The organism is Streptomyces sp. P9-2B-2 (genome assembly GCF_030406865.1).
Taxonomy (GTDB): Bacteria; Actinomycetota; Actinomycetes; order Streptomycetales; family Streptomycetaceae; genus Streptomyces; species Streptomyces platensis.
Window position 1 is genome coordinate 8,309,062 of record NZ_CP129126.1, and the last position, 12,383, is coordinate 8,321,444.

Annotated in this window: 15 protein-coding genes; 10 read left to right on the plus strand and 5 right to left on the minus strand. The window is 71.4% G+C overall.

The genetic code is table 11. From position 1 onward, the window contains the following. Positions 1 to 454 precede the first annotated feature (454 nt). Genes QT196_RS36530 through QT196_RS36555 form a run of 6 tightly spaced genes read left to right on the plus strand, consistent with a single transcriptional unit; the run spans position 455 to position 5,103 of the window. Positions 455 to 757: an urease subunit gamma gene (locus QT196_RS36530; RefSeq protein ID WP_026170153.1), complete on the plus strand. Its 303-nt coding sequence runs from the start codon at positions 455 to 457 to the stop codon at positions 755 to 757. 14 nt (positions 758 to 771) lie between these two features. Further along, positions 772 to 1,083, plus strand: a complete 312-nt coding sequence (locus QT196_RS36535; RefSeq protein ID WP_168482975.1) for an urease subunit beta — start codon at positions 772 to 774, stop codon at positions 1,081 to 1,083. Further along, positions 1,076 to 2,797 carry an urease subunit alpha gene (locus QT196_RS36540; protein WP_168482976.1) on the plus strand — a complete coding sequence of 574 codons (1,722 nt, stop codon included), beginning with the start codon at positions 1,076 to 1,078 and terminating at the stop codon, positions 2,795 to 2,797. Before QT196_RS36535 ends, QT196_RS36540 begins: the two co-directional genes overlap by 8 nt. Before the next feature lie 42 nt (positions 2,798 to 2,839). Further along, positions 2,840 to 3,514 carry an urease accessory UreF family protein gene (locus QT196_RS36545; protein ID WP_168482977.1) on the plus strand — a complete coding sequence of 225 codons (675 nt, stop codon included), beginning with the start codon at positions 2,840 to 2,842 and terminating at the stop codon, positions 3,512 to 3,514. Positions 3,515 to 3,574: 60 nt separating this feature from the next. After that, positions 3,575 to 4,270: an urease accessory protein UreG gene (gene ureG, locus QT196_RS36550; RefSeq protein ID WP_168482978.1), complete on the plus strand. Its 696-nt coding sequence runs from the start codon at positions 3,575 to 3,577 to the stop codon at positions 4,268 to 4,270. After that, complete coding sequence (locus QT196_RS36555) at positions 4,267 to 5,103, plus strand: urease accessory protein UreD (RefSeq protein WP_290356469.1); 837 nt, start codon at positions 4,267 to 4,269, stop codon at positions 5,101 to 5,103. Before ureG ends, QT196_RS36555 begins: the two co-directional genes overlap by 4 nt. Positions 5,104 to 5,143: 40 nt before the next feature. Here the strand turns inward: QT196_RS36555 and QT196_RS36560 are convergent, their stop codons facing one another. The 4 genes from QT196_RS36560 to QT196_RS36575 form a co-directional block, all read right to left on the minus strand. Beyond that, positions 5,144 to 5,518 (minus strand): hypothetical protein, encoded by a 375-nt coding sequence (locus QT196_RS36560; RefSeq protein ID WP_168482980.1) that lies wholly within the window; start codon positions 5,516 to 5,518, stop codon positions 5,144 to 5,146. Positions 5,519 to 5,670: 152 nt separating this feature from the next. Further along, on the minus strand, positions 5,671 to 6,051 hold the full coding sequence (locus QT196_RS36565) for a roadblock/LC7 domain-containing protein (RefSeq protein WP_042158214.1): 381 nt from the start codon (positions 6,049 to 6,051) through the stop codon (positions 5,671 to 5,673). Between the two features lie 70 nt (positions 6,052 to 6,121). Next, the gene (locus QT196_RS36570) at positions 6,122 to 6,976 is read right to left on the minus strand and encodes a hypothetical protein (protein ID WP_168482981.1); all 855 of its coding nucleotides are present in this window, start codon (positions 6,974 to 6,976) and stop codon (positions 6,122 to 6,124) included. A 43-nt stretch (positions 6,977 to 7,019) separates the two neighbouring features. After that, positions 7,020 to 7,403 carry a hypothetical protein gene (locus QT196_RS36575; protein ID WP_042158216.1) on the minus strand — a complete coding sequence of 128 codons (384 nt, stop codon included), beginning with the start codon at positions 7,401 to 7,403 and terminating at the stop codon, positions 7,020 to 7,022. 599 nt (positions 7,404 to 8,002) lie between these two features. On the opposite strand from QT196_RS36575, the gene QT196_RS36580 reads away from it, so the two are divergent. Further along, positions 8,003 to 9,640: an alpha/beta hydrolase gene (locus QT196_RS36580; RefSeq protein WP_266736746.1), complete on the plus strand. Its 1,638-nt coding sequence runs from the start codon at positions 8,003 to 8,005 to the stop codon at positions 9,638 to 9,640. 148 nt (positions 9,641 to 9,788) lie between these two features. Here QT196_RS36580 and QT196_RS36585 read toward each other — a convergent pair whose 3' ends face one another. Then, positions 9,789 to 10,517, minus strand: coding sequence for a lysophospholipid acyltransferase family protein (locus QT196_RS36585; RefSeq protein WP_168482983.1), 729 nt, complete (start codon positions 10,515 to 10,517; stop codon positions 9,789 to 9,791). A 196-nt stretch (positions 10,518 to 10,713) separates the two neighbouring features. Here QT196_RS36585 and QT196_RS36590 point away from each other — a divergent pair, with 196 nt between their 5' ends. The 3 genes from QT196_RS36590 (at position 10,714) to QT196_RS36600 (ending at position 12,378) form a co-directional block, all read left to right on the plus strand. Then, positions 10,714 to 10,989: a hypothetical protein gene (locus QT196_RS36590; RefSeq protein ID WP_290356470.1), complete on the plus strand. Its 276-nt coding sequence runs from the start codon at positions 10,714 to 10,716 to the stop codon at positions 10,987 to 10,989. 77 nt (positions 10,990 to 11,066) lie between these two features. Beyond that, on the plus strand, positions 11,067 to 11,744 hold the full coding sequence (locus tag QT196_RS36595; RefSeq protein ID WP_266736749.1) for a hypothetical protein: 678 nt from the start codon (positions 11,067 to 11,069) through the stop codon (positions 11,742 to 11,744). Between the two features lie 208 nt (positions 11,745 to 11,952). Next, positions 11,953 to 12,378: an SSI family serine proteinase inhibitor gene (locus QT196_RS36600; protein WP_168482985.1), complete on the plus strand. Its 426-nt coding sequence runs from the start codon at positions 11,953 to 11,955 to the stop codon at positions 12,376 to 12,378. The last annotated feature ends 5 nt before the right edge of the window (positions 12,379 to 12,383 follow it).

Here is a 12,383-nt window from a genome sequence, read left to right on the forward strand (position 1 = left end):
CTTTGCCAACCGTCAAGAGCGCATACCGGACAGTTGTGTTCGGCGAGCGAGCCGGGTCTCGTTTACGCCGATAGTGGCGATTCATGGCGCATGGCGGTCATCTGTTCCGTGCGCCCGAGCGGGCCTCGAGGGGTGGATTTCGCCAGCGCATTGCCCGTGCGGCCCGGGAGGTGACGGGGTGTCAGTCGCTGCTGGAGATGGTGGCCACGCCGTAACGGGCGGTGATAACGCCGCGTTACGCCAGGCGAAAGAAGAGGTGTCGACCGGTCCCTGGCCGTAACGCCGCTGAAATCCCGCCGAACTAGCCTCCTGGCGCAGGGCGCTTGATGGCCAAGTGCTGAAAGTCGGTTTGCTCCTCCTTTAATTACTGCGTGGTACATCTAACGACACAGGTGTGCCCACGCCTGTGACCTGGGCGAATGTGTCCGGGCGGGAAGACTGTGAGGTGGAAGGTATGCAACTGACCCCGCATGAACAGGAGCGCCTGATGATTCATGTGGCGGCAGACGTGGCTGAAAAGCGCCGCTCCCGGGGGGTGAAGCTGAACCACCCCGAGTCGATCGCGCTGCTCACCGTGCACATCCTCGAAGGCGCCCGGGACGGCCGTACCGTCGCCGAGCTGATGTCCTCCGGCCGCAAGGTGCTCACCCGAGACGAGGTCATGGACGGCGTCCCCGAGATGATCCACGACGTGCAGGTCGAAGCCACCTTCCCCGACGGCACCAAGCTCGTCACCGTTCACGAACCCATCAACTGAACGGGGAGCGGAACATGATCCCGGGCCAGATCCTCCACGCCGACGAGCCGGTGCGCCTCAACGAAGGCCTTCCCTGCACGCGGCTGACCGTCCTCAACGCCGCCGACCGCCCCGTCCAGGTCGGCTCCCACTACCACTTCGCTGAGGCCAATCCCGGCCTCGACTTCGACCGCGCGGCCGCGCACGGCAAGCGGCTGAACGTCCCGGCCGGCTCCGCCGTGCGCTTCGAGCCCGGCATTCCCACCGAGGTCGAACTCGTCCCCATCGGGGGCAAGCGCATCGTCATGGGCCTGCGGGGCGAGACCGGAGGAACCCTCGATGGCTGAACTCACCCGCCAGGCGTACGCCGACCTCTTCGGCCCGACCGCCGGCGACCGCATCCGGCTCGCCGACACCGACCTCCTCATCGAGATCACCGAGGACCGCTCGGGTGGGCCCGGCCGGGCCGGCGACGAGGCCGTCTTCGGCGGCGGCAAGGTGATCCGCGAATCGATGGGCCAGTCCCGCGCCACCCGCGCCGAGGGCACCCCCGACACCGTGATCACCGGCGCGGTCGTGCTCGACCACTGGGGCATCGTCAAGGCCGATGTCGGCATCCGTGACGGCCGGATCACCGCCCTGGGCAAGGCCGGCAACCCCGAGACCATGGACGGCGTCCACCCGGACCTGGTCATCGGCCCGGAGACCGAAGTCATCGCGGGCAACGGCAAGATCCTCACCGCCGGTGCCATCGACACCCATGTGCACTTCATCTGCCCGCAGCAGGCGGACGAGGCGCTGGCCTCCGGCGTCACCACGATGATCGGCGGCGGCACCGGGCCCGCCGAGGGCAGCAAGGCCACCACCATCACCCCCGGCGCCTGGCATGTCGCCCGGCTGCTGGAGTCGATGGACTCGCTCCCCGTCAATGTCGGTCTGCTCGGCAAGGGCAACACCACCTCCCTCGCGTCGATGCGCGACCAGCTGCGGGCCGGGATCCTCGGCTTCAAGATCCACGAGGACTGGGGTGCCACACCCGCCGTCCTCGACGCCTGTCTGACCGTCTGCGAGGAGAGCGGCGCCCAGCTCGCGATCCACACCGACACTCTCAACGAGGCGGGCTTCCTCGGCGACACCCTCGCCGCCATTGCGGGCCGTTCGATCCACGCCTTCCATGTCGAGGGCGCCGGCGGCGGCCACGCCCCCGACATGATCGCGATGGTCTCCGAGCCGAACGTGCTGCCCGCCTCCACCAACCCCACCCGGCCGCACACCGTCAACACCGTCGAGGAACACCTCGACATGCTGATGGTCTGTCACCACCTCAACCCCGCGGTCCCCGAGGACCTGGCGTTCGCCGAATCCCGGATCCGGCCCTCCACCATCGCCGCCGAGGACATCCTGCACGACCTCGGCGCCATCTCGATCATGGCCTCGGACGCCCAGGCCATGGGCCGGATCGGCGAGGTCGTGCTGCGCACCTGGCAGACCGCGCATGTGATGAAGCGGCGCCGCGGCGCACTGCCCGGCGACGGCGCCGCGGACAACCACCGGGCCCGCCGCTATGTCGCGAAGTACACCCTCAACGCGGCCATCGCCCAGGGCATCGACCATCTCGTCGGCTCCGTCGAGGACGGCAAAATCGCCGATCTCGTCCTGTGGGACCCGGCGTTCTTCGGCGTCAAACCACAGTTGGTCATCAAGGGCGGCCAGATCGCCTATGCGCAGATGGGCGACGCCAACGCCTCCATCCCCACACCGCAGCCGGTGCTGCCCCGCCCGATGTTCGGCGCCACCGGCCGGGCCCCGGGCAGCAACTCGGTCAACTTCGTCGCCCCGCAGGCCCTGGCAGACGGTCTCCCCGAGCGCCTCCCGCTGAGCAAGTCCTTCGAAGCGATCCGCAGCACCCGCGGCATCACCAAGGCGGATATGCGTAACAACGACGCCCTGCCGCGCGTCCAGGTCGACCCGGACACCTTCACCGTGACCATCGACGACGAGGTGGTCGAGCCCCGCCCCGCCGCCGAACTCCCCATGGCCCAGCGGTACTTCCTCTTCTGAGGGGACACCCATGCACACCCCGACGAAGGACGCGTACCACCGATGAGCCGCGCAGCGCTGCTCGTCCTCGCCGACGGCCGGTTCCCCGCCGGCGGGCACGCCCACTCGGGCGGCGCCGAACCGGCCGTCGCCGCGGGACGTATCAAGGACGCCGCCACCCTGGAGGCCTTCTGCCGGGGCCGGCTGCACACCGCGGGCCTGGTCGCCGCGGGCCTCGCCGCCGCCGCTGCGGCCGGCCACGACCCGCTCCGTCTGGACGACGCCGCCGACGCCCGCACGCCCGTCCCGGCGCTGCGGCAGGTCGCCAGGCGGCTCGGCCGGCAGATGATGCGGGCGGCCCGCGCCACCTGGCCGAGCGCCGCCCTCGACGCGCTCGCCACGGCCCGCCCCCGCGGCGCCCACCAGCCCGTCGTCCTGGGCCTGGCCGCCCGGTCCGCCGGTCTGCCGCCGCTCGATGCCGCGTACGCCGTCGCCTACGAGAACATCAGCGGCCCGGCCACCGCGGCGGTCCGGCTGCTGAGCCTGGACCCCTTCGACGCCACCGCCGTGCTCGCCCGCCTCACCACCGACCTCGACCGGGTCGCGGAACAGGGCGCCGAGGCCGCGCTGCGGGTCGCCGCCGAGGGGGTCGACGCACTGCCCGCCGCCTCCGCGCCGCTGCTCGACATCACCGCCCAACAGCACGCCGCCTGGCCGGTACGCCTCTTCGCCTCCTGACCCCCGGCCCTCCCGCCGGACCCACCACCGCCCGCGGCCGCACCCACCACCGGAGTGACCATGCATCTCGACCACAAGGACACCTTCCCCGAGCGCCACACCTACAGCGCCCCCGACCCCGTACGGGCCGATGGCACCCGGCGGGCCCTGCGCATCGGGCTGGGCGGACCGGTCGGCACCGGCAAGACCGCCACCGTCGCCGCGCTCTGCCGCGCCCTGCGCGACGAGCTGTCCCTCGCCGTGGTCACCAACGACATCTACACCCGCGAGGACGCCGAATTCCTGCTCCGCGAGGCGGTGCTGCCCGCCGAGCGGATCTCCGCCGTCGAGACCGGCGCCTGCCCGCACACCGCCATCCGCGACGACATCTCCGCCAACCTCGAAGCCGTCGAGGACCTGGAGGAGGCGGTCGGCCCGCTCGACCTCGTCCTGATCGAATCCGGCGGCGACAACCTCACCGCGACCTTCTCCAAGGGCCTGGTCGACGCCCAGATCTTCGTCATCGACGTCGCCGGCGGCGACGACATCCCCCGCAAGGGCGGGCCCGGCGTCACCACCTCCGACCTCCTCGTCGTCAACAAGACCGACCTCGCCCCCTATGTGGGCGTCGACCTCGAAGGCATGGCCCGCGACGCCAAGGCCCAGCGCGGCGAACTGCCGGTCGTCTTCACCGCGCTGAAGTCGGAGAACGGCGTCCGGCCCGTGACGGAGTGGGTCCGGGAACGGCTGGCGGACTGGACCGCGGGCCCGGCATGACCACCGCGCTCCGCACACCGCCGCAGACCGCCGCCGCTCCGGCCGCCGGTCTGCGCGCCACCGCCCGTATCGTCGCGCGGGTTGACGAGGCGGGCGGCACCACCCGGCTGCCGGTCCTGGACGGCGACGGACCGTTCGCGCTGCGCCGGATCCGCGGGCCCGGCGGGCAGGCCCGGGTCTGTGTCGTGGGGGCCATGAGCGCTCCCCTCGGCGGCGACCGGCTGGCCATCGAAGCCACCGCCGAGGCGGGCGCCGCCCTGCGCCTCACGTCCGCCGCCGCGACCGTCGCGCTGCCCGGCCGCACGGCCGACCACGCCACCTACGACGTACGGCTGACGGTGGGCGACGGTGCCCGGCTCGACTGGCTGCCCGAACCGCTGATCTCCGCGGCCGGCAGCGCCCTGCGGATGACCACCACCGTCGAACTCGCCCCCACCGCCCACCTGGTACTGCGCGAGGAACAGGTCCTGGGACGCAGTGGCGAACAGACCGGCGCGCTGCGCAGCCGGCTCATCGTCCGCCGGGCCGGCCGGACCCTGCTCGACCAGGAGACGGCGTACGGGCCCGGCGCCCCCGGCTGGGACACCTCGGCCGTGCTGGACGGACACCGTGCCCTCGGTCAACTCCTCGTCGTGAAGCCGGAGTTCAACCAGTGCCCGGCCGGGGTGCGGCTGCTGGGAGATGCGGCGGGGAAGCGGTCCGGCGACGGCGCGGGGCAGGGCGTCCTGGCACCGCTCGCCGGTCCCGCGGCCCTGGCCACGGCCGTCGCCCCGGACGCGCTCCGGCTGCGGCGCCTCCTGGACGAGGCCGCCCGGAGCGCCGCCGCCGGGTGACGGCGGCGGGTGACGGCGGCGGGCGACGGGGCGGCCCGGCTCAGACCTCCAGGTCGGCCTCCAGCTTGGCGAGACGGTGGCGCGCCAGCGCGAGATTGGCGCGCTTGCGGTCCAGCACCAGATAGAGGAAGAGGCCGCCGCCGTTCTTGCCCGACACCGGGCGGATGATGTGGTACTGCGAGGTCAGGGTGATGAGCATGTCCTCGATGGAGCCCTGGAGTTCCAGCATCTCCATGGTGCGCATCTTGGCGCGTACGACATCGGTATTGCCGGCCGCCGCGATATTGAGGTCCAGCGCCTGATTGTCGCCCAGGGTGGCCAGCGCCATACCGCTGGTGTAGTCGACCAGGGCGACGCCGACCGCGCCCTCGATCGTCGACATCGCGTCGGCGAGAGCGGATTCCATTTGAGCCATGAGGGGTCAGACCTTTCGATTCCTTGACGGTGTTTCAGCGGTTCCGGGGGTGGAACGGTTCCGGGGTCCCGGGTTTCGCGGTGTCCGGCGTTCCGGGGTTTTCTGCGTGCGTGCGGGGACGGCGGGGGCGTTGTCCTGTCGTCGGTGAGCTCTTATCGGTGGGGCGCCGCGTCCACGAGGGCGCCGATGCGTTCCGCGGCCTTCCGGGCCTGGAGATGGAGCCGCCCCACGTTGGTGTCCGTGCTGGCCACGGCCGTCAGGACCGCGCGGCGCCCGGCCGAATAAGCGGCTATGTAGCCGGTGGCACCGCGGGTCAGGGATTCCTCGAAGGCGCCCTGGCCGGTCGCCTCGGTGAGGCGTTTGGCGACGCCGATCGCGGCGGCGGTGAGCGCGGCCAGGCCGTCCGGTTCGATATCCGGCAGATCGTGGGCGATCACCATGCCGTCCACGCTCGCGACCATCCCGCCCTGGAAATGGCGCACTTGATCGCGCAGCGTGTGCAATTCATCCCGTATACGGGGTTCGATCGTCATCAGTCTCCTTTTCCGGGCACGTTTTCCGATGACGCGCCTCATGGTGTGCACCGTCTTCGTGCGTCAGGGCTCACAGGTTTTCCTCCAGCGCCGTACGCAGTCGGACAAGGAGGGCAATATCCGGATCGCCGGTATCGAGGAGGTCCGGAACCGGTATGTGCCAGGTCGGGGTGGGGCGTCCTTCGGCGGCGGGGGCGGCGGGCCCGTCCAGGCAGGCGCCGGGCCGGCGCCGCGGGAGCGCCGTCGGTGCCGGGGGCAGCTGGACGAGGCCGGCGGCGGCGAGACGGCGGATGTCGAGCAGGGTCGCGAACGCGGACTGGCCCAGCAGCCGGGCCAGTTCCTGCGGGGTGTGCCGGCCGTCGGCGCGGTCGAGCAGCCGCCGCTGCCGGCCCGTGGTGGGGGCGGCCGAGGTGCGCGGGCGGACGGGGATGACGGGGGAGGAGTCGACCGCCGCCCACGGGTGGAGCCGGTCGAGCAGCGCCCGGCGGCGGGCCGTCGCCTGCTGGAGTGCACCGGCGCTGATCGGCCGTACGACCCCCATCCAGTGGGCGGTCCCGGGAGTGAAGGAGGTGGACTCGGGCGGCAGCGGCAGGGCGAAGAACGCCGCGTCGAGGAGGGCGGCGAGATGGCATATCTCCAGTTCGCTCTGGGTTAACCAGCCCTCGCTGACCAGGTATTGAGCGCCCCGCTGGTGCGGCCCCGCCTGCTCGACGGCGTACTGCCAGCCCTGTGGCGGCACCTTGCCGGCCGCGATGAGGCGGATGTCGAGACCAGGGGCGGCGGTGCCCTCGACGCAGTAGACCGCGCCGTCGAGAAGGTAGAAGCAGCCGTGCGGACCACGGAGGGCGCCGGTGGCCCGCTCGGCGGCGCACCGGTCGAGCAGCCCTGCCGGTGCGGGCGGGGGAGGGGATATGGGCAGGCCCATGGCTGGTTCCTTTAACGTGCGTGCGGTGTGGCGGAGCCCGTGCTCAGGGCGCGACGAGCTCCGCCGCCAGATCGCGCAGCCGGAGGCGCGCGACGGCGAGATTGGCCTGGGTACGGTCCAGCCAGAGGTAGAGGTAGGTCTGGCTGTCGAAGGCCGTGTGCACAAAACGGATGAGGTGGTAGCTGCTCTCGGCCGTGATGATCAGGTCTTCGAGGGCCGGGCCGCCGGCGCCCGAGGTGTCGAAGGTGGCGTTGCGGGCCACGGCCTGCACCACCTCGGCGGTATCGGCGGCGGCCGCGTCATGATCGCCGTGCGGCGCCTGTCCCGCGGTGCCGAGCGTGAGACCACTGGTCCAGTCGATCAGTCCGGCGCCCAGAACGCCCGGGATCCCCATTGCCTGGGACAACACCTGATCGATACCCGGCACTTCGGATCTCCTTCGCGACGGCTCTGACAGCGCGAAAACGCCGAAGCCCTCCCGTGGCAGTGAGTGGGAGAGCCTTCACGGAAGGTTACTGAAGCTGTGCGGCTGGCACATGCCTGTGGAGCAGGTCTACGGCAATTGACGTATTCTCGCCCCTCCGCGCCCCCTGGGCGGCCATCGCGCCGTACCGCACTCCGGCAGCTTTCCCGCCGTGCCGCGCGCCCGCGCCCCTGGCCGCCCGGCCTGCGGATTCACCGCTTCCGTCGGGCAACTGTCGTAAGTCCAAACCAAGTTGAGGATGCCACTGCGAGGGCCGAGTGGTGGGGGAAAGTTCGTCATGGGGAGGCGGCCTTGGCCGGAATGATGAGGTTCGCTTGCGAGGTCCGGCCGTTCGTGCGCAGGCCGTCGGTGCCGGTGTCCGCACCGCCGGGGGAGCGGATGCGTCCGGGGAGACGTGGCGCCGGCGGGCCAAGAAACCTACAGGTTGGTAAAGAAGTGTGGGCCAAACCTGTTCAGGAGGGGATGGGGCACGACAGGATCCCTCTGTAAGCCTGTGATCAACGCCGCCACAAGTGGCGCACCATGCAGGGGGAATTGACCACGTGAGAAAAACAGCAGCGCTCGGCGCCGCCGGAACCCTGGTCTCCGGCGCGCTTCTCGCCGGAGCGATAACCGCCACGCCCGCCCAGGCGGGTGAGCACCACCAGCGCGGTTCGGCCGAAGCACGCGGTGTGGCCACCGCCGCCGCGCGCGCGGCCAAGAAGGGCATCGACTGGCAGGACTGCCCCGCGGACTGGGGCCTCAAGTCGCCGGTCCAGTGCGGCTATGTCACCGTCCCGGTCGACTACGCCCGGCCGAACGGCCGCACCATCAAGATCGCCGTCGACCGTGCCCTCGGCACCGGCGGCAAGGAGCAGCGCCAGGGCTCCCTCCTGTACAACCCCGGTGGCCCCGGCGGTTCGGGCATGAAGTTCCCGACCCGCATCACCACCAAGAACCCGCTCTGGGCCAAGACCGCGAAGGCGTATGACTTCGTCGGCTTCGACCCCCGGGGCGTGGGCCACTCCGCGCCGATCTCCTGCATGGACCCGCAGGAGTTCGTCAAGGCGCCCAAGGCCGACCCGGTGCCGGACAGCGAGGCCGACAAGCGCGCCCAGCGCAAGCTCGCCAAGCAGTACGCCGACGGCTGCGCCGAGCGCAGCGGCCGCCTGCTGCCGCACATGACGACCCCGAACACCGCCCGCGACATGGACGTGATCCGTGCCGCGCTCGGTGAGAAGAAGCTCAACTACCTGGGCGTCTCGTACGGCACCTACCTGGGCGCGGTCTACGCGACGCTCTTCCCGGGGCATGTGCGCCGGATGCTCGTCGACAGCGTCGTCGACCCCTCCCGCGAGAAGGTCTGGTACCAGGCCAACCTCGACCAGGACGTCGCGTTCGAGACCCGCTGGGGCGACTGGAAGAAGTGGGTGGCCAAGAACGACGCCACGTATCACATCGGCAGCACCCCCGAGAAGGTCCAGGCGGCCTGGGAGAAGCTGCGGGCGACCGCCAAGAAGAAGCCCATCGGCGGTGTCGTCGGCCCCGCCGAGCTGACCGGTTTCTTCCAGAACGCTCCGTACTACGACTCGATGTGGGCCACGGTCGCCGAGGTCTGGAGCGCGTACCTCACCGGTGACAGCAAGCCGCTGGTGGAGAACGCGGGTCCGAACCTCAAGGACACCGCGGGCAACATCGCCTCGGAGAACGGCAACGCCGTCTACACGGCCGTCGAGTGCACCGACACCAAGTGGCCCACCAGCTGGAAGAAGTGGGACCGCGACAACACCCGCATCCACCAGCGGGCACCGTTCATGACCTGGTCCAACGCCTGGATGAACCTGCCCTGCGCCACCTGGCCCGTCAAGCAGCAGCGGCCGGTCGACGTCAAGACCGGCAAGGGTCTGCCGAACGTGCTGATCGTGCAGAGTGTCCGCGACGCGGCCACCCCGTACGGCGGCGCGGTCGAGCTGCACCGTCGCCTCAAGGGCTCCCGCATGATCACCGAGCGGGACGCCGGATCGCACGGTGTCACCGGCCAGGTCAACCCCTGCATCAACGACCGGGTCGACGCCTACTTCCTGTCCGGGAAGACCGACGCCAAGGACGTGACCTGCGCACCGCACGCCACGCCCAAGCCCAGCAAGCTGTCGGCGGCGAAGTCCCTCGTGGGGGCTTTGGACGTGCCCGCAGTGCATTGATGATGACGGCATGAGCGGTGTCGGCATGAACGGTGCCGGCACCACATGACGGCACGCAGGGGCGGCCGGGAATCCTCCCGGCCGCCCCTGTCGTTTCGGCCCGCGTCCTGGTTCGCACCCCCCCGGCCCCCGGACCCGCGCCCACCACTCAGCGCGCGGACCCCTTCCCGCCCCCGTGCCCCCGCCGTCCCTGCCCCCGCGCCTGCGCCTCGGCCTTGGCCTCGCCCGCGTAGGTGTCGACGTACTCCTGGCCGGACAGGGCGAGGATGGCGTACATGATCTCGTCGGTGACGGCGCGCAGCGCGATGCGTTCATCCTCCAGCCCGGCATAGCGCGAGAAGTCCAGCGGTGCGCCGAAGCGGATGGTGATCCGCATCGCGCGCGGCAGCCGCCGGCCGGTCGGCTGGGCCTCGAACGTGCCGATCATCGCGCACGGCACCACCGGCACCCCCGCGGTGACGGCCATCGAGGCGACGCCGGTACGCCCCTTGTAGAGCCGCCCGTCGTGCGAGCGGGTGCCCTCCGGGTAGATGCCGAGCAGCCGGCCCTTGCGCAGCACGCCGAGCCCCGAGGAGAGCGCCGCCTGCGAGGCGCGGCCGCCGGACCGGTCGACCGGAATCTGCCCGACGCCCCGGAAGAACGCCGCGGTCAGCCGCCCCTTCAGCCCCGGTCCGGTGAAGTACTCCGCCTTGGCCAGAAACGTCACCCGGCGCGGCACGATCGCCGGCATCACGAAGTGATCGGCGAACGACAGATGATTGCTCGCGATGATGGCCGCGCCCTCTTCCGGCACATGCTCCAGCCCCTCGATCCGCGGCCGGAACACCAGCCGCAGCAAGGGCCCGAGAAGGAGGTACTTCAGCACCTGATAGAGCACAGCGCAGCTCCCTGATCCGTCAGCCCGCCTGGGCGGCTACCTCGTCCCAGGTGACGAGCGGGCCCCGAGACGGCCAGTGAGTTTATGGGCAAGTGCCGCGGCGGGTAACCACCTTCGGCCGGATCGATACTGACTCCTTCCCGCTGCCCGGCCGCTCCGGTGGACACACCACGGCCCCGGCGCGAGGCTGAGAGTGATGCGCACCGACGTGCACGCCCACCTGTGCAGCGAGGGCTACCTCCGGCTCCTGGAGTCCTACGGGCGCCAGGACGCCGCCGCACACCGCGGGCTGGGCGCAGGGGACAGCGCGGTGGAGCTGGCGGCCCGGTTCGCGATGAACGATGCCGCCGGTATCGACCACCAGATCCTCTCCGCCTGCACCCCTCCGGACTCCCGAACTCCCACTGGCCTGCCGCTTGTTACCTTTCGGTATCCGCTTTGGCATCCACGGACAACTTTCCCCTCGCTCTGAGCCGCGCCGAGCTGACGCGCCGTACTGTCCGGCAACCGAGCCCACCCCACGGTCCGGGCCGACGACAGGAGTCAGAGATGTCCCGCAAGAAGAAAGCCGGCCGGCGCCAGAAGATCATCGTCTGTGTCAGCGCCGCGGCACTGGTCGGCGGTATCGCCATCGTCACCACGGGCACCAGCCAGGCGTCGGCGGCCTGCGACGGACTGGCCACCGCGCTGAGCAACAATCAGGAGTTCATCGCCGACCAGAAGGCCGAGCCGGACGCCCAGTCGGCGGCGCGGATCGCCAACCGGGAGGCCGTGATCAAGCAGATCCGGTTGCAGCAGCGGGAGGCGGGCTGTTCGGGGGACGGGGGCGCGGCCGCGGGCGCCCCGCCGGCGGCGGACCAGCCACCCGCCGACGGTGCGGGGGCCGCGTCGCAGGAGCCGTCCGGATCGGCGCAGCCACCCGCCTCGGACGACCCGCCCGCGTCCGGCGACTCGTCCGCCGCCCCGCCGGCCGGCGACGGCGATGTGGTGTGCCCCGGCTCGACGGTGACCCTCTCCGGGGAGGGCGGCGCACCGGCGGCGTCCAGCGACGAGTTCCCCGCCGGGACCAAGCTGAAGGTGACCAATCTGGACAACAACAAGTCGACGACCGTCTCCGTCACTTCGACGTCGGGCAGCTGTGTGCTGCTCAACAACGCGGCCTTCGAGCAGGTACGTGAGGACGGCAAGTTCCTGATCCGCCGTGCCCGCATCGAGCGGGTGGGGTAACCCCCGGTCCGGTGGCCGGCAGCGGAGCCGCCTCCTCCGTTGCCGGCCACCCTGTCTCCTGGAGGGCATCCGCAGGCCGTACGGGCGACCTCACGGCGTGGCCGCTTGTCCGCCGGGGCGCGGCGAGGTGGCCTGGGGCCGCCGGGCGCCGCGTGTCCCTGTCGGGCTCCCGCATGTGACCCCACCCGAGCGTTCCCAGGAGACCGCGATGCCCGTGAGCCGTCGACGCCGACCCGCCCGTGCCACCCTGCCCGCCACCGCGCTTGCCACCCTGTCCCTGGCCCTGCTCTGCGCCGGTCCGGCCGGCGCCGATGAGCCGCCGGCGCCGTCCGGAGACCAGGGCCTGGTGCTCACCATGTCCGGAGCGGGCAACACCTGGACCCGTGGGGTGCGCCTCAGCTGCCCGGACATCCACCGCCGGCATCCGCACGCGGGCGCCGCCTGCGACGCGCTGACCTGGGCCCGCGGGGACCTGGACGCGCTGCCCGGCGAGCCGCACACCTGCACCAGGGAGTACGACCCGGTCACCGCCACCGCGACCGGCACCTGGCGCGGCGTCCCCATCAACTGGCGCAAGGAGTTCCCCAACGCCTGCACGATGGACTCCGCCACCGGGGCCGTCTTCCGCTTCTGAACGGC

Bases quoted from the DNA above. Each gene is read 5' to 3' on its own strand.
- QT196_RS36560 (WP_168482980.1), bottom strand. From the start codon at position 5,518: ATGGCTCAAATGGAATCCGCTCTCGCCGACGCGATGTCGACGATCGAG.
- QT196_RS36565 (WP_042158214.1), bottom strand. From the start codon at position 6,051: ATGACGATCGAACCCCGTATACGGGATGAATTGCACACGCTGCGCGAT.
- QT196_RS36545 (WP_168482977.1), top strand. From the start codon at position 2,840: ATGAGCCGCGCAGCGCTGCTCGTCCTCGCCGACGGCCGGTTCCCCGCC.
- QT196_RS36555 (WP_290356469.1), top strand. From the start codon at position 4,267: ATGACCACCGCGCTCCGCACACCGCCGCAGACCGCCGCCGCTCCGGCC.
- QT196_RS36570 (WP_168482981.1), bottom strand. From the start codon at position 6,976: ATGGGCCTGCCCATATCCCCTCCCCCGCCCGCACCGGCAGGGCTGCTC.
- QT196_RS36595 (WP_266736749.1), top strand. From the start codon at position 11,067: ATGTCCCGCAAGAAGAAAGCCGGCCGGCGCCAGAAGATCATCGTCTGT.
- QT196_RS36535 (WP_168482975.1), top strand. From the start codon at position 772: ATGATCCCGGGCCAGATCCTCCACGCCGACGAGCCGGTGCGCCTCAAC.
- QT196_RS36530 (WP_026170153.1), top strand. From the start codon at position 455: ATGCAACTGACCCCGCATGAACAGGAGCGCCTGATGATTCATGTGGCG.
- QT196_RS36600 (WP_168482985.1), top strand. From the start codon at position 11,953: ATGCCCGTGAGCCGTCGACGCCGACCCGCCCGTGCCACCCTGCCCGCC.
- QT196_RS36590 (WP_290356470.1), top strand. From the start codon at position 10,714: ATGCGCACCGACGTGCACGCCCACCTGTGCAGCGAGGGCTACCTCCGG.
- ureG (WP_168482978.1), top strand. From the start codon at position 3,575: ATGCATCTCGACCACAAGGACACCTTCCCCGAGCGCCACACCTACAGC.
- QT196_RS36540 (WP_168482976.1), top strand. From the start codon at position 1,076: ATGGCTGAACTCACCCGCCAGGCGTACGCCGACCTCTTCGGCCCGACC.